General features: G+C 42.9%; 18 protein-coding genes. 9 read left to right on the forward strand and 9 right to left on the reverse strand.

Going from position 1 to position 20,825, the window contains the following annotated elements:
• The first annotated feature begins 355 nt into the window (after positions 1 to 355).
• Positions 356 to 1,642 carry a phosphomethylpyrimidine synthase gene (gene thiC, locus MSWH1_RS06170; RefSeq protein ID WP_048127004.1) on the forward strand — a complete coding sequence of 429 codons (1,287 nt, stop codon included), beginning with the start codon at positions 356 to 358 and terminating at the stop codon, positions 1,640 to 1,642.
• Positions 1,643 to 1,716: 74 nt separating this feature from the next.
• Here the strand turns inward: thiC and MSWH1_RS19925 are convergent, their stop codons facing one another.
• Both MSWH1_RS19925 and MSWH1_RS19930 read right to left on the reverse strand, forming a co-directional pair.
• Positions 1,717 to 2,070 carry a phosphatidylglycerol lysyltransferase domain-containing protein gene (locus tag MSWH1_RS19925; RefSeq protein ID WP_231585617.1) on the reverse strand — a complete coding sequence of 118 codons (354 nt, stop codon included), beginning with the start codon at positions 2,068 to 2,070 and terminating at the stop codon, positions 1,717 to 1,719.
• Positions 2,060 to 2,203, reverse strand: a complete 144-nt coding sequence (locus MSWH1_RS19930) for a hypothetical protein (protein WP_231585618.1) — start codon at positions 2,201 to 2,203, stop codon at positions 2,060 to 2,062. Before MSWH1_RS19930 ends, MSWH1_RS19925 begins: the two co-directional genes overlap by 11 nt.
• A gap of 478 nt (positions 2,204 to 2,681) precedes the next feature.
• On the opposite strand from MSWH1_RS19930, the gene MSWH1_RS06180 reads away from it, so the two are divergent.
• Positions 2,682 to 3,038, forward strand: coding sequence for a GNAT family N-acetyltransferase (locus MSWH1_RS06180; RefSeq protein ID WP_231585619.1), 357 nt, complete (start codon positions 2,682 to 2,684; stop codon positions 3,036 to 3,038).
• Positions 3,039 to 3,132: 94 nt separating this feature from the next.
• Here the strand turns inward: MSWH1_RS06180 and MSWH1_RS06185 are convergent, their stop codons facing one another.
• Complete coding sequence (locus MSWH1_RS06185; RefSeq protein WP_231591957.1) at positions 3,133 to 3,534, reverse strand: DUF3303 domain-containing protein; 402 nt, start codon at positions 3,532 to 3,534, stop codon at positions 3,133 to 3,135.
• Positions 3,535 to 3,848: 314 nt separating this feature from the next.
• On the opposite strand from MSWH1_RS06185, the gene MSWH1_RS06195 reads away from it, so the two are divergent.
• From MSWH1_RS06195 to MSWH1_RS06210, 4 genes are all read left to right on the forward strand, one after another.
• Positions 3,849 to 5,294 (forward strand): MBL fold metallo-hydrolase, encoded by a 1,446-nt coding sequence (locus MSWH1_RS06195; protein ID WP_048127013.1) that lies wholly within the window; start codon positions 3,849 to 3,851, stop codon positions 5,292 to 5,294.
• Between the two features lie 403 nt (positions 5,295 to 5,697).
• Positions 5,698 to 6,105: a DUF1699 family protein gene (locus MSWH1_RS06200; protein WP_048127021.1), complete on the forward strand. Its 408-nt coding sequence runs from the start codon at positions 5,698 to 5,700 to the stop codon at positions 6,103 to 6,105.
• Between the two features lie 535 nt (positions 6,106 to 6,640).
• On the forward strand, positions 6,641 to 7,438 hold the full coding sequence (locus MSWH1_RS06205) for a winged helix-turn-helix domain-containing protein (RefSeq protein ID WP_048127022.1): 798 nt from the start codon (positions 6,641 to 6,643) through the stop codon (positions 7,436 to 7,438).
• A gap of 49 nt (positions 7,439 to 7,487) precedes the next feature.
• Positions 7,488 to 7,961: a hypothetical protein gene (locus MSWH1_RS06210; protein ID WP_048127024.1), complete on the forward strand. Its 474-nt coding sequence runs from the start codon at positions 7,488 to 7,490 to the stop codon at positions 7,959 to 7,961.
• A 39-nt stretch (positions 7,962 to 8,000) separates the two neighbouring features.
• Here the strand turns inward: MSWH1_RS06210 and MSWH1_RS06215 are convergent, their stop codons facing one another.
• Together MSWH1_RS06215 and MSWH1_RS06220 are read right to left on the reverse strand one after the other, a co-directional pair.
• The gene (locus MSWH1_RS06215) at positions 8,001 to 8,450 is read right to left on the reverse strand and encodes a flavodoxin domain-containing protein (protein ID WP_048127026.1); all 450 of its coding nucleotides are present in this window, start codon (positions 8,448 to 8,450) and stop codon (positions 8,001 to 8,003) included.
• A 209-nt stretch (positions 8,451 to 8,659) separates the two neighbouring features.
• Complete coding sequence (locus MSWH1_RS06220) at positions 8,660 to 10,426, reverse strand: PAS domain-containing protein (RefSeq protein WP_048127028.1); 1,767 nt, start codon at positions 10,424 to 10,426, stop codon at positions 8,660 to 8,662.
• A gap of 1,623 nt (positions 10,427 to 12,049) precedes the next feature.
• Here MSWH1_RS06220 and ilvD point away from each other — a divergent pair.
• Together ilvD and MSWH1_RS06235 are read left to right on the forward strand one after the other, a co-directional pair.
• A complete protein-coding gene (gene ilvD, locus MSWH1_RS06230) occupies positions 12,050 to 13,711 on the forward strand; it encodes a dihydroxy-acid dehydratase (protein ID WP_048127035.1) in 1,662 nt (553 codons plus the stop codon).
• Between the two features lie 259 nt (positions 13,712 to 13,970).
• Positions 13,971 to 14,150, forward strand: a complete 180-nt coding sequence (locus MSWH1_RS06235) for a hypothetical protein (protein ID WP_048127037.1) — start codon at positions 13,971 to 13,973, stop codon at positions 14,148 to 14,150.
• Between the two features lie 126 nt (positions 14,151 to 14,276).
• Here the strand turns inward: MSWH1_RS06235 and MSWH1_RS06240 are convergent, their stop codons facing one another.
• The 4 genes from MSWH1_RS06240 to mtxX all read right to left on the reverse strand — a co-directional run bounded on the left by MSWH1_RS06240 (position 14,277) and on the right by mtxX (position 17,921).
• Entirely contained in the window at positions 14,277 to 14,633 is a 357-nt protein-coding gene (locus MSWH1_RS06240; RefSeq protein WP_048127039.1) for a hypothetical protein, read from the reverse strand.
• 858 nt (positions 14,634 to 15,491) lie between these two features.
• Positions 15,492 to 16,424 (reverse strand): tetrahydromethanopterin S-methyltransferase subunit H, encoded by a 933-nt coding sequence (gene mtrH, locus MSWH1_RS06245; RefSeq protein ID WP_048130264.1) that lies wholly within the window; start codon positions 16,422 to 16,424, stop codon positions 15,492 to 15,494.
• A gap of 49 nt (positions 16,425 to 16,473) precedes the next feature.
• Positions 16,474 to 17,067: a tetrahydromethanopterin S-methyltransferase subunit A gene (locus tag MSWH1_RS06250; RefSeq protein WP_082088044.1), complete on the reverse strand. Its 594-nt coding sequence runs from the start codon at positions 17,065 to 17,067 to the stop codon at positions 16,474 to 16,476.
• Positions 17,064 to 17,921 carry a methanogenesis marker protein Mmp4/MtxX gene (gene mtxX, locus MSWH1_RS06255; RefSeq protein ID WP_048127043.1) on the reverse strand — a complete coding sequence of 286 codons (858 nt, stop codon included), beginning with the start codon at positions 17,919 to 17,921 and terminating at the stop codon, positions 17,064 to 17,066. Before mtxX ends, MSWH1_RS06250 begins: the two co-directional genes overlap by 4 nt.
• Before the next feature lie 487 nt (positions 17,922 to 18,408).
• Between mtxX and MSWH1_RS06260 the strand changes: the two genes are divergently transcribed.
• Entirely contained in the window at positions 18,409 to 20,199 is a 1,791-nt protein-coding gene (locus MSWH1_RS06260) for a replication factor C large subunit (RefSeq protein WP_048127045.1), read from the forward strand.
• Positions 20,200 to 20,825 lie beyond the last annotated feature (626 nt).

The following is a 20,825-nucleotide window of genomic DNA, read 5'->3' on the forward strand; positions in this document are numbered from 1 at the left end:
ACACAATATGCACATTGGACATCCATGTAATGGATCTACACATGATTTATATATTTCGCCATTTATAGATTATTGGGTGGCTTTCCATAGAATGAAAAGTTATATATCAGTATACTGTTTGTTCTACTTTGTAACCCAGGACCTTAGTGATTAATCCTTATAATCACAGAGATTAATCCTTATAATCACAGAGATTAATCCTTATAATCACAGAGATTAATCCTTATAATCACAGAGATTAATCCTTATAATCACGAGGATCAATCGTTTTAGTTAATCATTATATCTGGATCGTTTTGTACAACTGATATATTCTTATACTTACCCCCATTTCCCCTCATCATACGGAGTAACAATGACGCTGATGGAAGACGCTAAAAAGGGAATCGTCACCCCCTCAATAGAAGCCGTGGCAAAAGCCGAAGGAATCGACCCCGAAATTGTCCGCTCCTGCGTGGCAAAAGGGCTGATAACCATTCCCAGAAACAATAGGCGAGAAACTCTCCCTGTTGGGATTGGCAAATACATGAGCACAAAAATCAATGCCAACATAGGCACATCAAGGGACTGCATCGACATCGATGCCGAAATCGAGAAAGCAAAAGCTGCAGAAGCCTTCGGGGCTCATGCAGTAATGGACCTCTCCACAGGTGGGGACCTGAATGAAATCCGCACCCGTATCATCAAAGCCGTAAACATCCCCGTAGGTACTGTTCCGATCTACCAGGCTGCAGCTTCCCAGAATATTGTCGTGGAAATGACTTCTGACGACATGTTCAACGCTGTCAGAAAGCATGCAGAACAGGGTGTGGACTTTGTAACCGTGCATGCCGGGGTCAACTTAAATTCCCTCGAACGCCTGCGCCAGAGCGATCGGATAATGAACGTGGTCAGCCGCGGAGGCTCTTTTACCCTTGCCTGGATGCTCCACAATGGGGAGGATAATCCCTTCTATGTCGAATTTGACTATCTTCTTGAAATCGCAAAAGAATACGACATGACCCTGAGCCTTGGAGACGGCATGCGCCCGGGCTGTATTGCCGATGCGTCGGACCGCCCCAAATTCATGGAGTTCATAACCCTCGGAGAGCTTGTAAAACGTGCAAGGGCAGTCGATGTCCAGACTTTCGTGGAAGGCCCGGGCCACGTCCCTTTAAACGAGATTGAACTCAGTGTCAGGGGTATGAAAGAGCTCTGCGACGGAGCCCCCCTTTACCTCCTCGGACCCCTTGTTACTGACATCACTCCTGGCTTTGACCACATCACCGGGGCAATCGGGGGTGCAGTTGCCGGGATGTACGGCACGGATTTCCTGTGCATGGTAACTCCTTCCGAACACCTTGCCCTTCCCTCTCTCGAGGATATCAAAGAAGGTCTACTCGTAACAAAGCTTGCAGCCCACACCATCGACCTTATAAAAGAAGGCCAAAGGGAACGCGCCTGGAAACAGGACACAGCCATGGCCTATGCTCGCAGGGACCTTGACTGGGAAAAGCAGTTCGAACTTGCAATCGACGGCGCCCGCGCCCGCAAAATCCGGGACACCCGCAAAACGGAAAGTGATGCCTGTTCCATGTGCGGCGAACTCTGCGCAGTTAAGATTGTAAAGGAAGCCTTCGAGAAAAAGAAGAAAGAAGAATGAAGACGGGAGAGTGAATTCTTTCAATTTTTTTTCTTTTTATTTATTTTTTCCTTCTCTAAAGGACTGGTGGTTCTTTATTTGTCGGTTACTTCTCTGAGGCCGCCGACACCGAGATCGATCTCCCTGTTGATGTACTCCACCTCGCCGATAAGAACCGCTGCAGTTTCCTCATTGATAGTTTTATAGATCCCTTCCTTCAGGAATTCCATCATCTCTCCCTGGTTTTGGGATGTTATCTGTTCGACCGTGTTCAGGCAATTTTTTCGGAACCTGTTGAGATGACTGCGGATTTTGAGGGATTTCTTCCCCGGGAGTTCCACAAGGTCGGAAGCCATGTACACATATTCAAAATTGTTTCGGTCCGGCACCAGCATGAGTCCGGGATCAAGCTCCTGCATCCACTGCGCCGTATCCGGATCAATGAGCACATGGGCTATCGCCGCTCACGTCCAGCGCCAGCCGTATAAGCGCACGCATAAGCGCAGGGTCCCTGGAACCGATTGGTGGGTGGAACCGGGTAATCCCTGCGGTGGTGCAAAAAATAATCCCATTCCCGTTCACGTACGCGTACTGGTACGGTAAAATGGCTCCAGCATATCATATTCGTGAACGTATTGCTACTATGGGTTTGCGGGTAAAGCGCATAATGACGCTCGAAAAAACCCTGTCGGCAAGTGTTACCGGTTTGAAATCTTCTTGACCGAGCATTTTACACAAGACTTTGATTTGGTTTTTAATTTATTTGAATTGACAAAAACCATGTACATTCAGTCAATTACTCTCCAAATAATAAAATTTTACTAAATAATCGTTTATCCATCAGGATTTACATGGATGAGATTGGGATTATATTAATTGATAAATTTTAAAAAAAGAAATATAAATAGAAGGTATAAAAATAGCTGAAACTGAGAAAAAAACCGGTTTAAATATCCGTTTTGCACAAAAAGAAGATGTTTCCCTTATTCTTGAATTTGTCAAAGGCATTGCTGAATTTGAAAAACTCTCCCATCTGGTCAAAGCCACTGAAGAATCTCTGATGGAGTCCATGTTCGGGGAAAGACCCTATGCCGAGGTTTTCTTCGCCGAACTCGAGGGGGAACCTGCGGGATTTACGGTATTTTTCCACAACTTCTCCACTTTTGTAGGAAGGCAGGGACTCTATATTGAAGATATTTTTGTAAAACCAGAGTTCCGAGGAAAGGGGATAGGAAAGGCAATGTTCCTCCACTGTGCAAAGCTTGCGATAGAAAGGAATTGCGGGAGGATGGAGTGGACAGTGCTTGACTGGAACCCTGCAAGGGAATTCTACGAATACTTCGGGGCCGTGCCTGTCGACGGCTGGCACATTTACAGGATGGGCGCGGACAAATTCGAAGACGTGCTTGAAAAATAAGCTTGAAAAATAAATTCGAGAGGGTTGACTTATTTTCCTCTCTTCATTCCCTGCTATTGAAATCCGGCTTTTTCCCTGATTGCGCATCCGGGATTCAGGTTGTGTCTTCTTGCTGGATAAAAGAGTGGTGTTCCAAGCGGTATATTCTTTTTTCAAGGCTCTCTATTTGCGTCAGGATTTCTTTTCCTGAGGCTCCTTTGCCAGGGGCTGCAGCTTCAACCCCCTTTTCTCCGTTTTTTCCTGCAAGTTCCTGGACCATCTGCATGTACTTTTCTGCCTTCATGACCGGGAAGGTCTCAAACCTGCAAAGCCCTATAAATGGAAGGTTTGCAGCTGCAGAAGCCTTCTCGTCGTCAGTCTCATAAATCAGGAACATGCGGTATCCCGTAAGGTCTATCCACTCGTTGATTACTTTCAAGACTTTCGGGTATTCATAATTCATGTAGCAGTTCTTGACCTTTTCGGAGTCTTTCGGCTCCCAGGTGATGATATCCATTAATAACACTTGCCTGACACCCCCAATATTAAAAATAGATCCAAATTCTGTTCAACTGAACCTGAATCCGATTCAAAAATATATTTAGCAAAGTTTAGTATTGTTTCTCTTCAAAAGGGCATAAACTTTCAGGAAGAAATGTTCAGAAAAAAAGGTTCGGAAAAAGACCTGAAACAGGACATATCCTGAAAAATCACGTAATTAACTGGCTAATTTCATCTTCCTGATCTAAAAGATAATCTTTTATGATACGGAGGTAATCTATTTTACAGAATTTTCGGTACATCGCCGACTTGTTGATGGGGGAAAATAGTATGCAAATAACTCCATTTTTTGTGAAAGGCATAGCACACAGTTCGTATATTCTTGCAGGAAAGCAAGGCTGTGCGGTCATTGACCCGCAAAGGGATGTAGATGTCTATATCAAAGAGGCAAAATCCAGGGGCCTGAAAATTACTCACATCCTGGAGACACATCTGCATGCAGATTTTGTCTCCGGACATATGGATCTCGCTGAGCTTACGGGAGCACCTATCTATACCCCTAAAGCTGCTAACTGTGAGTTTGAACATATTGGGCTCGTTGAAGGGAATACGTTCGAAATCGAGGACATGATTGTAAGGATACTGGAAACTCCAGGGCACACTCCTGAACATATCTCCTATGTGGTTTCGGACACTTCCAGAGGTCCTGATCCGGCTGCTGTTTTTTGCGGGGATGCACTTTTTGTCGGGGATGTGGGTAGACCAGACCTGTTCCCTGGAAAAGCCAGAGAACTGGCTTCCATGCTTTACGACAGCCTGCACAAAAAACTGCTTTCCCTTCCTGATTCTTGCGAGGTCTATCCTGCGCATGGGGAAGGCTCGCTCTGCGGAAGGGCTATGGGAGCTAAACGTTCAAGTACAATCGGATATGAACGCAAATACAACTATGCTCTCCAGATCCCTGATAGGGAAGGGTTTATAGAAAACCTCACAACAAATATGCCTCCTGCACCTGATCATTTTAGCCGTTGCACCGAAATCAATCGGAAAGGTCCCACAAAACTCAAAGAAATTCCGCCACTGAAAGAGATCTCTCCCGAGGAGTTTTTCAAATTTGCCGGAAGGGAGGATACAGCAATTCTTGACAGCCGCCATTACGAAAGTTTCGGAGGAGAGCATGTTCCTGGTTCCTGGTGTATCGACCTTAGGGGTAACTTTGCTACCTATGCAGGCTGGCTCTTGCCTCCGGATAAGCAGATCCTGCTCGTTTCAGATAATGAGGAAGATGCAAGGAAATCTGCGGTTTGGATGCACAGGGTTGGGCTTGACAGTATTGTCGGTTTTCTGGTAGGGGAAATGTTTGCCTGGGTAACAGCTGGATTCAGGGCTTCCCATGTGCCACAGCTATCGATTCCTGAGCTATATGAATGGGTTAGAAGTAAAAAACCTCCTTTAGTTTTAGATGTTAGGGCTTCTTCCGAGTTTGAGAGTTTCCATATAGAACATGCAGTAAATATTCCGGTCCAGGAACTGAGGGAAAGGTACAGGGAACTTGACCCTGAAGCTGAGTATGCAGTAATTTGCAGCACAGGGCACAGGTCAGGTATGGGGTGCAGTATTCTCAAAAAACACGGATTTTTCAGGGTGAATAACGCTGCAGGTGGAATGACCGGATACAACGCAGCGGGTTTTGGACCTGAATGTCCGATGTGCGCTCTTTCCTGGGCTGGAAATGCAGGCAGAAAAGAGGTAGAGATCTTCCAGAAAATGAAATGAAGATATAAATTAAAACATGAGCGTTATTTCCTTTAATTTTTGAGGGCAGGGCAGCTGTTGAACTGTATCGTAAGTTAAAGGGCAAGCTCCTGAAAATAGTAGATTATGGGTTCCAGATTTTACCGAATGGTTTTAATTAATTATCCAATTACATTTTCTCTTATTTTTCTTCTTCGGGGAGGCTCATTAGAAGGGTTGAAGATCCCTTGATTCCGAATACTTCAGTTCTGTTTTAATTACCTTTCCGAGATTTTTCTGTCACTTTTAGGGTTATGAGACTGGACTGAAAATGCAGTAAACTATCTAAAAATTAACGGGCGTGGTAGACAAATATTTATAATAAGTATAAGTAGTTTATAATGAGGTAAAAACGTAAAAGAACTTTAAAGTGGGGGAAGACATAATGAAAATTAGAGTAGTTAGTTCCAGGGAAGAGATTTTTACACTTAACCCTAATGAACGTGTTGTTCACCTGGCCTTCAGGCCTTCGAACAAGGACATCTTTGCACTGGTAGAAACCTGTCCGAAGATTGAGGTCATTCAGTTACCTAAATCTTACAGACGCACGGTCTCAAAGTCCATAGAAATGTTCCTTGAGATGCAGAGAATCCAGCTTATTGAAGGAGATGTCTGGGGCCACAGGAAAGACATTAATGAATATTACAGTATCCCGTCCTCGGTGATTGAGAAGATCAGAGAACTGAAGATGGAGGGTACACCTGCTGAGAGAATCGAAGAAAAGGTTTCAAGGGAAAGCAAGTTGAACCCTGAAATGGTCGCTTATATCCTGACCAAGGAAGCTTCTGCCTGAAAGCTTGTCGGGACAGGATTTTCCTTATATTTTTCAATGCAGATAAGATAATGTTGAAAGATTAAAAATCTTTCAAGAACCCTTATTTGTTATAAAATCTCCAGCTTGAAACTTTAAGTTTAAGGAATCTGGAAGGTACCCTGACTTGAGATGATAATAAACACCTATCTAGCGGAAGCTATCAGGTCAGGGAAATTCCATCAGATTTTTCATGATATTAATTCTCAAAAATCTTTTTTAGTAGTTTTGTATAGTCTCCCATAATCAAGTTTATACTTCTCAAGTTTTGACTTTTTTATACTTCTCAAGTTTTGACTTTTTTATACTTCTCAAGTTTTGACTTTTTTTATACTTCTCAAGTTTAAACTTATTGTCAGGATTTAATCTGGTAATCCGGATTTATTAAAAGGCTCTGCTTTTTCTTCAGGTAAGAATAGAGGGAAAAAGTAATAACTTATATATTTTTAGCGGTTGTAATATTTTCAGTCTTATCTGTAATCTTTTTAGCCTTATAACACTTATAGGAGACTGAAGGGTGAAACTGGAACTTATAGAGCTGATTTTTCTTTCCGATAAACGAAAACAGTTATTGCTTTTTCTGAAAAGCGGGCCCAAAAATATGGATGAAATTACGGAAGCCCTTCAGGTAACTTCAACTTCTATCCTTCCCCAGATTAAAAAATTAAAAGATATGTCCCTTGTCGTTCAGGAGGACAAAACCTATATTCTTTCTCTCATCGGAAAGGTTCTCGTTGAAAAAATGAAGCCCCTTGTCAGCACTATAGAACTTTTTGAAGATAACTTTGAGTATTGGTCGGAAAAGGACCTGCAGGGGGCACCTCCCTCTTTTCGGAAGAGACTGGGAGAACTTAGAAAATGTGAACTGATTCAGCCTGACCTGGACCGCATGTTCGAAGTCGACCCTAAAGTTGTGGAAAACCTTTCAAAGTCCAGCTATGTTCTTGAAGCTATAGCCTACTTTCACCAGCCTCTGATTTCTCTTTGCCAGGAGCTTGCAATAAAGGGAGTTAAATTCTCTTTTCTAATGTCGGAGTCTGTTTTTCAGCGGTACTACCAGGACTATACGAAGGACTTCCGAATTATGATGTCTCTTGATAATGTGAAATTTTTCCGGTATTCAGGCGAACTGAAGATTGCAAATCTTGTCGTTAGTGATAAGTTTTTCCTGGTATCCCTTTTCCCGAAGAATCAGAGGCACTTTGACAGAGAGAGCCTTATAAGCTATGAGCTTTCTGCCCGGCAGCTGGGCACTGAAATATTCAATGAGCTGCTGCTGGATTCAACCCCAGTTACCGAAATTCCTCAGGAATGATTAAACCCGGAATGAAAAAATTGAAAATCCCTCAACAGGAGGTAATGCTATGATAGGCTTTTACGAACAGAAGGCAACCTACAGTAAACAAATAAGATTGCTTATGGTTACAGGTCTGCTGCTGATCCTGGCATTTTACATCTTTTCTCTTACTGAACTTTTTGGCTTTGGGACTGATCCTGAGGAAAGGTACTTTCTGCCTCTTATCCTCCTCATTTACCTTGCTGCAATGTGGAGCTTTTTTGGCATGAAATTCCTGATAACTTCCGATCGCGTGGTTGCAGTTTTTCCACCATTCAGGTACAGCATTCCCTTTTCCGATATCAGCTCGGTAGATATCATGGACGAATTTCCGTGGTATATGGGGTGGGGTGTCAGAATATGGGGCCGCAAACTAATTTTTGTGGGAAAGCACGCAAAAGCTGTGGCAATCAGAAAAGATAAGGGTTTTTTCAGGACTGTTGTCCTGGTTTCCGAAAAACCTGATGAATTCAGGAAACGAGTGGAAATGGCACTGGAATAATCCAGGCCACTCGTTTTAAAACAATCCGGGCTGCTTTTATTACTCTGCCTTTTTGCTTTTATGCTTCAGTTTTTCTGCAATGTCAATGCCGAGCCGCTTGCATTCCTGCAGGTCCTTGTCCGTGGGTTTGTGAAGAATCCGGAGTACGGGGTCCACCACGCTCATTTCCATTTCCCGCATTTTTTCGGCTATCAATATGGGTGCTTCTCCGCTCCACCCGTAAGATCCGAATGCAGCACCTATCTTGCCCTGTGGGTTTGTGGAAATAAGGGTTTCATTCATGAATTTTTCCATGGGCAGCAGCATTTTGTAGTAAAAAGTCGAAGAGCCAACTGCAATTGCTTCTGCTTCATTGAGTTCTTCGGGCTTTACATCATAGAAACTGACAACCTTTACATCCACATTCTTTGACTCGATTCCGTTTCCTATTGCCTCGGCCATAGCCTTTGTATTCCCTGAGGTACTTAGATAGACTACTATTGCTTTCAACCTGTATCCCTCTAGCGATATAATAAAGTATGATTATTCAAACCCCGGAAAAAGGAGAGCAAAAACCGGCAGTTGCATATCTAAAGCTCAGAGCTTGATGGTATAACCCTGGGGCTTTTCTCGCTCCCCAATTCAACATTATTTATAAAAATTATTTTAAATAAGGGTTTCGTCGTCCGGATATAGTTCGAGCTTCAGATTGGCTGTCTTTATAAAAGATCCGCCTCTATACGAATAGGGGCTATATAGTTGACTACCTGGAGGGCAATGCTCTCAAGGAAATCGCGGACGTTCTGGGGAATCCGGTCTACATTACGGGAAGCGAGGTTCAGGCTGCCTACTATCTCTCCTCTATGCTTCATAGGGATTACTGCAACTGCAGTGATCTTTTCTTTACTTAGCAGGTCTTTCATCTCTTCAGCATAAAAATCCAGTTTGTAAATGGGTTTCTCGGTCCAGACCTTCTTTGCTTCCGGGGAGTCCGCCCTGTATGCAGAAACACTTTTCACAAATTCGGAGGAAAGCCCTCTGTGCGCCACCAGGTTAATCTGGTCCAGAAGTTCGTCTTTCAGGTATATGCCCCCAGCATCTATATCTTTTATTTGCAGGCAGGCATCAAGGATATGGGAGAGCATGGTCTGGAGGTTCCAGGTGCCGTTCAGGAACATTCCGAGTTCCCGCTGAATCTCGAGCATTTTCTGTGCTTCTTTTCTTTCGGTAATGTCAATAACTACTCCTTGAAAGTGAGCTGGGGTGCCTTCACGATCTCGCTGGATATACGCCCTTTCTTCAACCCAGCGAATATTGCCATCTCCTGTGGAAATTCGGTATTCCATCTCAAAAGAATCATAACCCTCTCGAATGGAGCGTTTAAGGGTTTCAGAAATCGAATTGATGTCCTTTTTGTGAACTATGTCTCCGTAAAGGATTCTACCCGAAGTGAAGTCAGCTACAGTATATCCAAACTGCGTTATATTTTCTGAAACGAACTCGACAGGCCAGTTTTCCATATTTTTCCACAGGAAAACTACTGCTGAGCTATTATTGATTATCGTTTTCAGCATTTTCTGCATTTTGAGGGATTTTTTCAGGGCTTCTTCAACCTTTTTCCGGGGAGTTATGTCCAGCACTATCCCCTGAAAGCTGGTCACGTTCCCATCTCCTTCTCTCTGGATAAAGGTCCGTTCGTTTACCCAGCGCAGGTCTCCGGCTTTTGTAAAAATCCTGTATTCTGAATTGAAGCTTACTTCTCCTTTCTGAATGCGTCTCTCGAGTACTTCTTCAACCCTTTTCAGGTCATCGGGATGCATTATCTTTCCATACAGGATTTTCTGTGATGTAAAATCGTCAACTGTATATCCAAACTGTACAACATTATCTGAGACAAAAGTTGCAGGCCAGTATTTTTCATCCCTCCAAAGGAAGACCACTGCAGGGCTGTTGTTGATTATTGTGGTCAGTACCTTCTGCATCCTCAGGACTTTTTTCAGTTTTTCTTCACTTCTCTTCCGCTCGGTGATGTCGAGCACCACTCCCTGAAAATGGGTTACCTCTCCTTCCGAATCTCTCTGGATGAAGGTCCTTTCATTTACCCAGTTAATTTTACGGGCTTTTGTAAAAATCCTGTATTCCATATTGAAATCTGGAGTTCCATTCCTTATTCTTTTTTCAAGCTCCTTTTCAACCTTTCCAAGGTCATCAGGGTGTATAATGTCCCCGTAAAGTATCCTGCCTGATATAAAATCTTCTACCGTATATCCAAAGTTCACCACATTTTCGGAAACAAACTCTGCAGGCCATTTTTCTTCGTTTTTCCAGAGGAATACAACTACATGACTGTTATTGATTATAGTTTTCAGGGCTTTTTCCCTTTCCAGAACTGCATGGAGGGCTTTTCCCCTTTTGTTATCCACAGCATCTGCTACTTGAGGAAAAGTGTTTAGTTCGCCTCTGTTTTCTGAAGTCTTACTGTCCATTTTCTTCTAACCACCTGCACAGGGATGTTTCAATAGTCACTTCCGGGATAATCCTTTGGAAACTGTATATATGCCGAATCGCAAATTCTCCTGTGTGTGAATTTACCGGTCTGCATATTTGCCATCAACAGGTTTGCCTGTAATTTTCGGTTCGCTTTGTTTTATATAATTATGTTTTTATTGAATATCAGTTTTTTTGATCCCGGGATCTCTTTTCCCAATAAAGCTGAATTCCGTAGAGCCGAAAACTATTTATTGGTAAATTTTTGGGCTCTCTCATAATGGTCTATACCAGCCGTATTCTTTTTTAAAACTCAATAGATATCTATATATACAATGTAAGAGGTACTAAGATTCCGTACTCCGTATTTGTGATACGGTTCTACCAGTCAGGAGAACTCCATTATCATACCACCAAAAAAATTAGCTGGAGAACACTGTGAACCCGCATGATCTTTCATGAACTCTTCACGAACCCCAACAGAAAAATGGATCTCCAAATCTGGAAGCTAACCGACCAAATCTTAATCTAAAGCGGGTTTCAGGAAACCATGTACAGTACCTTCAAGATTCACAAATACGGAATACATAAAATGGCAAAACTAAATGGCTGAAGTCTAAAATGGCAAAACTAAATGGCTGAAGTCTAAAATGGCAAAACTAAATGGCTGAAGTCTAAAATGGCAAAACTAAATGGCTGAAGTCTAAAATGGCAAAACTAAATGGCAAAAAGCCTGAAAAATGGCAAACATCTAAAAAAGGCTAGAGTGGCAAAATAGTCCAAAAAACATAACACCTCCATTAAAGGATCTGCGGTAAGGCTTTGAGGGAAACTTTACTGCGATTCCTTTGCTTCTCAAACCATTTTGTCCGATTAGCTTACTTATTTCTGTTTTTCTCGAGGCTTCTTCTGAATTCTTTTATTTTTTCAAGTATCCTTTCATTTCCTGTGAGAATATGAATTTGTAAGAAAAAGAATTTGTAAGAAAAAGAATTTGTAAGAAAAAGAATTTGTAAGAAAAAGAATTTGTAAGAAAAAGAATTCGTAAGAAAAAGAATTTGTAAGAAAAAGAATTCGTAAGAAAAAGAATTTGTAAGAAAAAAATTTGGTGAAAGGGACAACCCTGTGATGGTTGAAATTTTTGTGGTGTGTTGCTTGGGTGTGATTTTGTAGATGTAGTCCAGGGTAGGTCCGTTCACTATGCTAAAACCAAAATCCTTGATGGGCTATATAAATATTTGGATATTATTATAATAAATTGCCTTTTTGTGATATTTGATGCTGGTATTAATGGCTCATTCGGATATTTTTTCCGGTTTTTAACCGTTGTTGTCAGAAGGCAGGTGCCATTCTTTCCAGATAATACTTTTACCGATATTTTTGACCTGCCATTTTTTTTGGTCGCTCTATTTTTTTGATCTGTACCTCTCCAGCTGCCTTTTTCTGTATCTTTTCAGCTAACCTTTCGATAAGTTTTTTTAGATTTTCAGTATTTTTCTCTGTGACTTTTTTACAGCTTTTTCTTCCCCAACCTGTTTATACTATGAAGTTTTTTCCTATCTATACATTAATAGCGAATTACACTGATAGTTTTCAATATCGAGATCATAAGGAGATTTGCAATGAGAAGCAACATCATCAAAGAGGGGCCTGAACGTGCCGCCAACCGTTCCCTCCTGAAAGCAACCGGGGTTACGGATTCGGAAATGAAGAAGCCGTTCATAGCAGTTGTCAATTCCTGGAATGACATAATCCCTGGCCATATTCACCTGAATAAACTTGCTGAGGCTGTGAAAGCCGGAATCAGGAACGCTGGGGGAGTTCCTTTTGAGTTCCATACCATAGGGGTTTGTGATGGGATTGCAATGGGGCATGAGGGCATGAAATATTCCCTCCCAAGCAGGGAGGTTATAGAGGACACGATCGAACTGATGGTCAGAGCCCACCAGTTTGATGGTATGGTCCTTATCCCTACATGTGATAAGATTGTACCTGCACACCTTATGGCAGCAGGCAGGCTTGATATCCCTGCCATTGTTGTGACAGGAGGGCCAATGCTTCCAGGCTATGTGGACGATAAATACACTGACCTTATCTCAGTCTTTGAAGGGGTCGGAGCCCACAGGGCAGGCAAAATTTCTGAAACCGAGCTTAAAAGGCTTGAAAATCTTTCCTGTGCAGGAGCAGGGTCATGTGCCGGAATGTTTACTGCAAACACAATGGCATGCATGACTGAAGCCCTCGGGCTGAGCCTTCCTGGCTGTGCAACCGCCCACGCTGTGGATGCAAAAAAGACGCGCATTGCCAAGGAATCCGGAGAGCGCATTGTGGAGCTTGTTAAAGAAAACATCACTCCAAGGCAGATTGTCACTCGCAGGTCCTTTGAGAACGCCATAATGGTCGATATGGCAGTCGGTGGAAGCACAAATACTACCCTGCACCTTCCTGCCCTTGCCCATGAATTCGGGCTTGAGCTGCCCCTTGAAGTCTTCGATGAATTGAGCAGGACAACACCCCATCTGATTTCCCTCAGACCTGGTGGCCCGAATTTTATGCTGCACTTTGATAGGGCAGGCGGAGTTGAGGCAGTTATGCAGAGGCTTGTTTCAAAACTCCACCTTGACCAGCTTACAGTTAATGGCAAAACTATCGGGGAAAACCTGAATGAGTTTGAAATAGTTAACCCGAAACTGAATAAGGAGATCATTGCAACCCTTGAAAAGCCAATCCATGCTGAAGGAGGAATTGCAGTTCTCAAAGGAAGCCTTGCCCCTGATGGCTCAGTTGTAAAGCAGGTTGCGGTTGACCCGAAAATGCGTGTCCATACAGGCCCTGCAAAGGTTTATGACTGTGAAGAAGACGCTATGCAGAGCATTCTTGCAGGAGATGTGAAGCCTGGGGACGTTGTCATTATCCGCTATGAAGGTCCCAAAGGCGGTCCGGGAATGCGTGAAATGCTTGCATCCACAGCTGCAATTGCAGGCATGGGTTTGCTCGAGTCCGTGGCTCTGATAACTGATGGGCGCTTTTCCGGAGGGACCCGCGGACCATGTATAGGACACGTCTCTCCTGAGGCCAGTGAAGGGGGGCCAATAGGCCTCGTAAAGGCTGGGGATATTATAGAAATCAACATTCCTGAAAGGGTCCTGAACCTGAAGGTTTCCGCAGAAGAGCTCCAGAAGCGGAAAGCTGCTTTTGTGCCCCTGAAAAAAGATGTCACAGGTTACCTTGCCAGGTACCAGCGTTCCGTCCATTCCGCAAACACTGGCGGGATAGTGGACTGAAACTGTTTAATACTCTATTTTCAAGGAGGTCTTTTCCTCCTTTTTCTTCTTTTTTTGGATTCGGGTATATTCTTTAAGGATTTCATTGCTTTTCCTGTATCTGACCGGCACTTGCTAGAAGAGACATTCCCGGAGGTATCCAGATACAGATTCCAGGAAATGCTTATAGTGGCACAAAACTATCTTTTATGCAGCTCTATTATTCAAAACCATTTATTCAAAACCATTTTTTATTGGGAATATTCAGGAGACCGAAATTATGGAAGTAGAGGGGTTATGTTCAATCTGCGGGCGCTCGGCTAAACTTCATACCTGTCATTTATGCGGAAAACTAGTATGCAGCCAGTGCATGGACCTTAGAAAAGGTATCTGTATCAGGTGTGCAGGTGGGAGGGAAGGTTCTGCACCCGGCTCAAGAGACTCCGGGACATTTAAGTAAAAAACCAAAAGAAAATCAAAAGTAAACCAAAAGTAAACCAGTCAAAAAACGAAAAAGATTTTAGAAATGATTAGCCTGAAATCTTGAAGTTTTTCCGGCTTACAAGCATACTCATATTATCTTTACTTACCAGCCCTGGATTTCTCCTTCAGGCTCTTCCTCATCATGGTAAAAACGGAATTCTTTTTTTTCGGTATCTTCTATAAACACAAATTTCTCGTCAATTCCTATTTTTGCAAATGTAAGCGCATCATCCCCATCTCTCACAGCCGGTAAGATGTCCAGGTCTACATGATCTCTGATATTGCTCTCTGGAAGAAAAGCCGTTATGATAAACCAGTCAATTCCCCCCGAGTGGTCCTCACTTACATATCGGCTATTGTCTGGCGGAATCTTTGTAGCTTTCTGAGGCATTTCGGACCCATCAGCTCGATAAGCTACAAACCGGATAGTATAGTCAGTTTTATTCTTTATTATAGCCATTTAGCTCATCCCTCTATCTTAATCCACTGGTAATCTCCCATTTCAAGAAATTTTATACCTAAATCTATTTCTGGAGAGTAAATACTTTTGGATTCAAAGTTTCTGAAAGGCTTCATGTGGCTTAAAAACACGCCACTATTTGATCTTGATCGCTGCTTTTATTTGATCTTGACCGCTGCTTTTTAACAATAATGGCTATTTTTTGACATCTGTATTGTGCCTCGCCCGAATTGCGTTTCGGGACCACAGGAATCAAAGATTTTCTTCTGACCTGTACAACCTTATTCGCTGTGCTGTGTCGTTTTTATCACGCTCGACGCAGGAGAACGGCTTTCAGACAAAAAAGAGATCGAAAAAAACCAATAAATAAAAGCCAGAAAGTAAAATTGAACCTGCTTTCGGCAGGTGCGACATTGAAATTTTGACTATTTTCCACGATGCTGTTTTAGAACTTTAGCTAACTATATGTTATATTAAAAACTGGTTAACGTGTGTCTCAACTCCCACGACATATATAATCAATGAACAATTTTTTTGTTAAAATATAATATGAGAGATTCTTTTTGGACCATATGTAAACCTAACAACTATACACAATTAGGGAGTATTATTTCAAAATCACCTTCAATAAAAATAATTAATAATTAAACGTCGACCTGCCGAATGTAATATTGAAGTAAAAGCCTGTGAGAATGAAATCAAAACAAAATTAAATTGTATCTGAAAATACTCCTTTCACATCTGTTTAATAATCTCTGAAGTAGAAACCTATTTTCGGGATCAAGAGAAGAATTTCTTGGGCAAGATGGATATCTTGCTATAGAATTCCTGTTCTCCTAGTAGAAGTATTCAAACAAGTTAAACCAGCAGGTTAATCGGATGTCTGTTTGCAGGTTCGATATCCAGGTCAGCCACGGCTTCGGCAATCATGATGTCGCTCATTGCAGCCATAGGGAAAACATACTGGGCATACTCTATCGGACCATAAAGGATGAAGTCTCCACATGCTGCCTGTTGTAGGCAGGTAGAGCCCACATCGCAGATTTTGTACAGGACCGGGTCTTTTTCCTTTTGCCTGTTCAGCCAGTTCCAGGCTGAGGGAGCATTATGAATTCCCGAGCCTGCAGGATGTCCCCATTTTGCTTTTGCGGTAATGGTCATTCTGAGAGCTATTCCGGCTCCGTTTCCCATAGGGGTGATGCTAGGGTCAATAAGCTTGTTAACTATTCCACACCTGTCTGCAACTGAGAGGAGACCTTCTTCTAACAGCCCTGCCCCCGTTTCGAGCAGTTCCATCCTGCCCTGGAGGGAGGAGTCCGTTGCATTGAACCCAAGGATAATAGAACTGTCAATATCGGACTGTGCAAGAGCCTCGATTTCAGACGCAGTTATGCTCATGTTTATGGAGTTATAGACTGCTCTGTCTGCAAGCCCTATTTCACTCACATATTGTGCTGCATGGGCACGCACGTTCCCTTCGGGAGAATCGATAAGAAACGGAGAATCCGAGATCTCTGCAATAAAATCAATATAATGCGTGATACTCTCGAAGGTTGTACCAAAGATATGTACTATATGGGGATTTCCGGTAGTATCCGAACCCACCTCCTGCAGGTTTACGAGTTTTTCGGCAGCGGCTCTATCAAAAAGTCCTTTTGCTGCGTCTTGTACGATTTCGTGTTTATTGTAAAAAATAGTCCCTGCAAGTACTGTAGGTAGTTCTCCAGGCTGTCCACCTACCTTTACCCCAGCAATGTTAGCAATTTCCTGTTCTTTCTGGAACTTAAACATCTTTACGCCCTCAAAATCCACACTTCTCAAAATTCACTTACTTCGATGATTAATTCGCTTCTGCCAGGTAGATAATTCCTGCCATTGAATCCATTACGAATTCTTCTGAGACTATCACATCCCCTGAAGTGGGGCCTGTAAAAGAGGACTGCCTCTTTTTCGGGGTGCAGACAACCATGGGCTCTTCAGGGTATGCTTCGCCCTTATCTTTATAAGCCTCCACAATCTTCCGGATCTCTTCAGGGTCGTTTAATCCTATTCTGTCCAAGAGTGTAACCTGCTGCTGGAAACGTTCGACTGCATCTCTGGAGATATTTTCTATGAAAGGAATTGCACCCTGAGAACCTGTAATTCTGCCTTTTTCGTCAATCCCATTTGCATGGATTGCAAGCAGGGTATGGCCTGCCAGATGACCCCTTGACTCAGTCCCACAGACCAGGATATAACGGATATTGGAGTTTGAAATTACGTTTACAATTATTTTTTCGACACCCAGGTTTTCAGTCTTTGAACTCCCCCAGATGGCGGCACCAGGGCAGGCGTCAAAGTTGCTTGCAAGGGTTACGACTGCAATCCTGGAGTCCGGTTTTTCTGTGACGTAGTCCCCTTTTACAGGGGGCCAGCTCTCTACAATTGTCTTCAGTGAATCACCTTTTTTCTTTCCTTGTGAAGGTGGGATAGTGCACTTGCAAGCATAATGGCTTTTGTGAAATGCCCACCTACCCTTGATGTGTCCACAAACACATAATCGTCCATTAATACCGGAGCTCCGAGTCCGTCGCCTCCGCCAAGGAAAGCAATGGTCCGGAATATAAGGTTACCCGAGATCCCGTCAGGGGCAACAATGAAGTTCGATTCCTTTATGGCGTCTTCAATAAGAATGGTGTAGTGCCTGGCATTAATCCCGAGTTCCAGAGCTTGTCCGGTTACAAATTCTCCATCCGCAAGGGTTCTGTCCACGCGCCTGTCCCTCCCTATATCTCCTATCCTGCCTCCGGAAAGTACTCCTACTACAGGCTCGACCCCTAACCTCTTTATATGTTCTGCACCAAGGGTAATCATACGTAGCTTATCTTTGATAGTGTTTCCTTCATCTATTCCAACAGGGGCAAGGAAGAACGGTGTTCCATCCGCCGTCAGAAGCAGGGCAAGTCTGCAAACCCTTTTCATTCCAAGGGCTTCTTTCAGATTTGAAATAGCTCCGGATGCCTTTGCAGTGCCTCTTATAACCGCATCCACCTTTCTTGAAACCAGGAGTTCTGAAAGGACTTTTTCGGGGTTATCGGTATCCACAATTTCAAGTGCTGTCCCTATCTCGTCAATTTCTTTTTTGTTCCCTACAAGGACAACATGTGCGTATCCCAGTTCCTGGGCTTTCCATGCACTTTCAAGAGTTTTGGGGTTTGGATCCCTTATTCCCATAGCCACCCTTGCCCTGTTCGACCGGGCTCGTGATTCGATAGCCTCAAGGAGGGCATACATGCCGTTATTTTCCATATCCATCCAGACTTTTATGTAAGATTTGAAGTAGTCCTAAGAAACACAAACACAATCATTAATTAATTTTGCCCCACCCGAGTTGCGCCTCGGGAGTACGCGGTCCTTTTCGCTGCGCTCAAGAGGACTACTTTATAGATTATAGTAGTAAACTTCACTAGCTCAAACAGGCTAATATTATGGGTAATTAACATTGAGCTTATCCCAAAACTCAGAATTTGCTTCTCGAATCTTATATCCCGAATAATCGACCAGGTTTCTGATCTTGAAAATAATTTTAAAAATTGTAAATGAGTATAAGTTAAATGGCTTTTGGGATAGGCTAATTGTTTAGGTAGGAGGACTGAGTTATAGTTATGTTTTATAGTTATGTTTTCTTCTAAAAAGAGGGCTGGGAAAATTGTAGAAGTACAGGCGCTGGACTGTATGAACAAATTGAAACATATAAAGTTAATAATGAGTTCCTTTTTTATTGGTATGGTTTAAGATGATGTCGGCAATCGAATGGGCTGAAAAATACCGACCCCGGACCCTCGGAGATGTCGTGGGGAACAAGAAGGCAGTGCAGGATTTCAGGGTATGGGCTGAGGAATGGCAATCCGGGATTCCTGAGAGAAGGGCAGTGATACTCTATGGGCCTGCTGGGATAGGGAAGACTTCAAGTGCTCATGCGCTTGGCAGGGATCTGGACTGGGAGGTCATTGAACTCAATGCAAGTGACCAGAGGACTGCAGGTGTTATTGAGAAGGTCGCTGGTTCTGCAGCGTCAATGAATACTTTTTTTGGTGGAAAACGTCTTATTATTCTTGATGAGGCGGACAATATCCATGGGACTTCGGATAGGGGTGGAATGAGGGCTATTGCCGGGATCATAAAAGCCACACTCCAGCCTATCGTGCTTATTGCGAATGACATTTATGGGTTAACCCCTACAATCAGGAATCTATGCCTGGAAATAAAGTTCGGGTCTTTGCAGAGCCGTTCCATGGTCCCTGCTTTGAAGAAAGTTTGTGAGGCTGAGGGAGTTTATTGCAGCCAGGAAGCTGTCCTGCAGATCGCGGAAAACGCGGGTGGAGATTTCAGGAGTGCCATGAATGACCTCCAGGCTGCAGCGAACGGGAAGCAAGCGCTCGAAGTTGAGGATATCGGGACTGCAGGCAGGGACGTCAAGGAGAATATCTTTAAGGTGATGCAGAAGATCTTTAAAAGTACTGACTGTAAAAAAGCTCTTGAATCTGCACGCGGGCTTGATGAAAGTCCTGAGGACCTCGTGCACTGGATTGATGAAAATTTGCCTATCCAGTATGCCTGCAAGGACGGGGGCCTCGAAGATATAAGGATGGGTTTTGGTTATCTTTCAAAGGCTGACCTTTATCTGGGGCGTGTAAAAAAACGCCAGAATTACAGGATGTGGAGGTATGCCAGCATGCTTATGGTCTGCGGAGCTGCTCTTTCAAAGACAAGGTCGTATCCGGGCTTTATCAAATACCAGCAGCCTTCACTCTGGAGAAGGCTCGGGCAGACACGTTCGAAGCGGGATATGCGAGACAATATCGCTTCAAAAATCGGGGAGCACAGCTTTGAGTCAATGCATTATTCGAGGAACAACCTTCTAGGGTTTTACTCGCGAATGTTGAAGGATGAGAAATCTGCAGTTGAAGTTACTGCAAACCTCGGGCTTGAGCTTGAAGAGCTAATGTACCTTACAGGAAGTGCAAAGGCAAGTAAAAAGCTGCAGAAAATTTACGACGAGGCGCAGAAACTTCTCGATGAAAGCAAGGATAAGACCGAAGAGCCGAATTTTTTTAAAGTTTCTGCCCCTGCAGTAGACAATAAACAGAGAACTCTCAGCTGCCCTGCAGTAATTCTGGAGGACGAAAAGGGGACTCAAAAGAGGGTCCAGGCCGGTAAATCTGAAGCTTCTGATTCTCAGCCTTCGGAAGCCGGGCAGAAAACCCTTCTTATGGGATTTGACACACCTTCGGAGATTCACGAAAAAAAAGAGACTTCAGGGAATATGCTGCCTGAGGGTCCGAAACCTGCAGAAAATAATTTCTTCTCTTTTTCCACTCCCCTTCCAGAAAAGAAACCTGTTTCTAAATCTGTAGAGAAGAATATCTCTTCTATATCTTCAAAAAAGAAGGCTCTAGCTAACAGTGACCCATCAAAACAAAGGATATCTGATGAAGCTTCAACCTCCGCAGGTATGCAGGATAGCACAGGAAAAGTTTTGAAAAAAGCTGAGCCTAAAAACCAGAAAACACTTTTCGACTTTTAAATATGTCTGGAGTGTTAATAGTTCACTATTTTTTTTCTGGAATCCTCAATCCAGAAAAGTTCTTCTTTATATTCCCTACACTTTTTTTACATTTATATTTCTTCAGATAGCTGGTTTATGCATGCCTCATAAACTTTCAGCAGGAACTCCCCGAATCTTTAGCTCAGGGGTAGTTGACTTTATTACTTTACTCCGGTTCAATTTTAAAAAAAGTTCATTGTCCTGATTTTTAGTGGGCTTGGCATTCCAGACATATTTGAAACCCAAATCATCTTTAACGATAAAAAATCCTAACTGCCGCAAAAAATGACCTGAAGTATTATATGAGCGGAACTGATAAAGTTGATTTTGAATTAATAAAAGTGTTGGGGTGTTTGGGAAATTTGGACTGAAATTTCAGAATGCTTCTATTATTTTGGACTAGAATTTCAGAATGTTTCTATTGTAACTGTACTCCGTACGAGGACATTTTTAATAAGTTATGGCTGTTTGGGATAAGTTAATAGAAGTTAAGAAAAGTTAAGAGGGGTTAAGAGAAGTTAAGAGGGGTTAAGAAGGGTTAAGAGAAGTTAAGAGAAGTTAAGATTAGTTGGAATACTGCAGGTGTAATTGAGATTATATAAGTA

This window comes from Methanosarcina sp. WH1, from assembly GCF_000970005.1.
GTDB lineage: Archaea > Halobacteriota > Methanosarcinia > Methanosarcinales > Methanosarcinaceae > Methanosarcina.

Bases quoted from the DNA above. Each gene is read 5' to 3' on its own strand.
- thiC (WP_048127004.1), top strand. From the start codon at position 356: ATGACGCTGATGGAAGACGCTAAAAAGGGAATCGTCACCCCCTCAATA.
- MSWH1_RS06180 (WP_231585619.1), top strand. From the start codon at position 2,682: ATGGAGTCCATGTTCGGGGAAAGACCCTATGCCGAGGTTTTCTTCGCC.
- MSWH1_RS06185 (WP_231591957.1), bottom strand. From the start codon at position 3,534: ATGGATATCATCACCTGGGAGCCGAAAGACTCCGAAAAGGTCAAGAAC.
- MSWH1_RS06195 (WP_048127013.1), top strand. From the start codon at position 3,849: ATGCAAATAACTCCATTTTTTGTGAAAGGCATAGCACACAGTTCGTAT.
- MSWH1_RS06200 (WP_048127021.1), top strand. From the start codon at position 5,698: ATGAAAATTAGAGTAGTTAGTTCCAGGGAAGAGATTTTTACACTTAAC.
- MSWH1_RS06210 (WP_048127024.1), top strand. From the start codon at position 7,488: ATGATAGGCTTTTACGAACAGAAGGCAACCTACAGTAAACAAATAAGA.
- MSWH1_RS06220 (WP_048127028.1), bottom strand. From the start codon at position 10,426: ATGGACAGTAAGACTTCAGAAAACAGAGGCGAACTAAACACTTTTCCT.
- ilvD (WP_048127035.1), top strand. From the start codon at position 12,050: ATGAGAAGCAACATCATCAAAGAGGGGCCTGAACGTGCCGCCAACCGT.
- MSWH1_RS06235 (WP_048127037.1), top strand. From the start codon at position 13,971: ATGGAAGTAGAGGGGTTATGTTCAATCTGCGGGCGCTCGGCTAAACTT.
- MSWH1_RS06240 (WP_048127039.1), bottom strand. From the start codon at position 14,633: ATGGCTATAATAAAGAATAAAACTGACTATACTATCCGGTTTGTAGCT.
- mtrH (WP_048130264.1), bottom strand. From the start codon at position 16,424: ATGTTTAAGTTCCAGAAAGAACAGGAAATTGCTAACATTGCTGGGGTA.
- mtxX (WP_048127043.1), bottom strand. From the start codon at position 17,921: ATGGAAAATAACGGCATGTATGCCCTCCTTGAGGCTATCGAATCACGA.
- MSWH1_RS06260 (WP_048127045.1), top strand. From the start codon at position 18,409: ATGATGTCGGCAATCGAATGGGCTGAAAAATACCGACCCCGGACCCTC.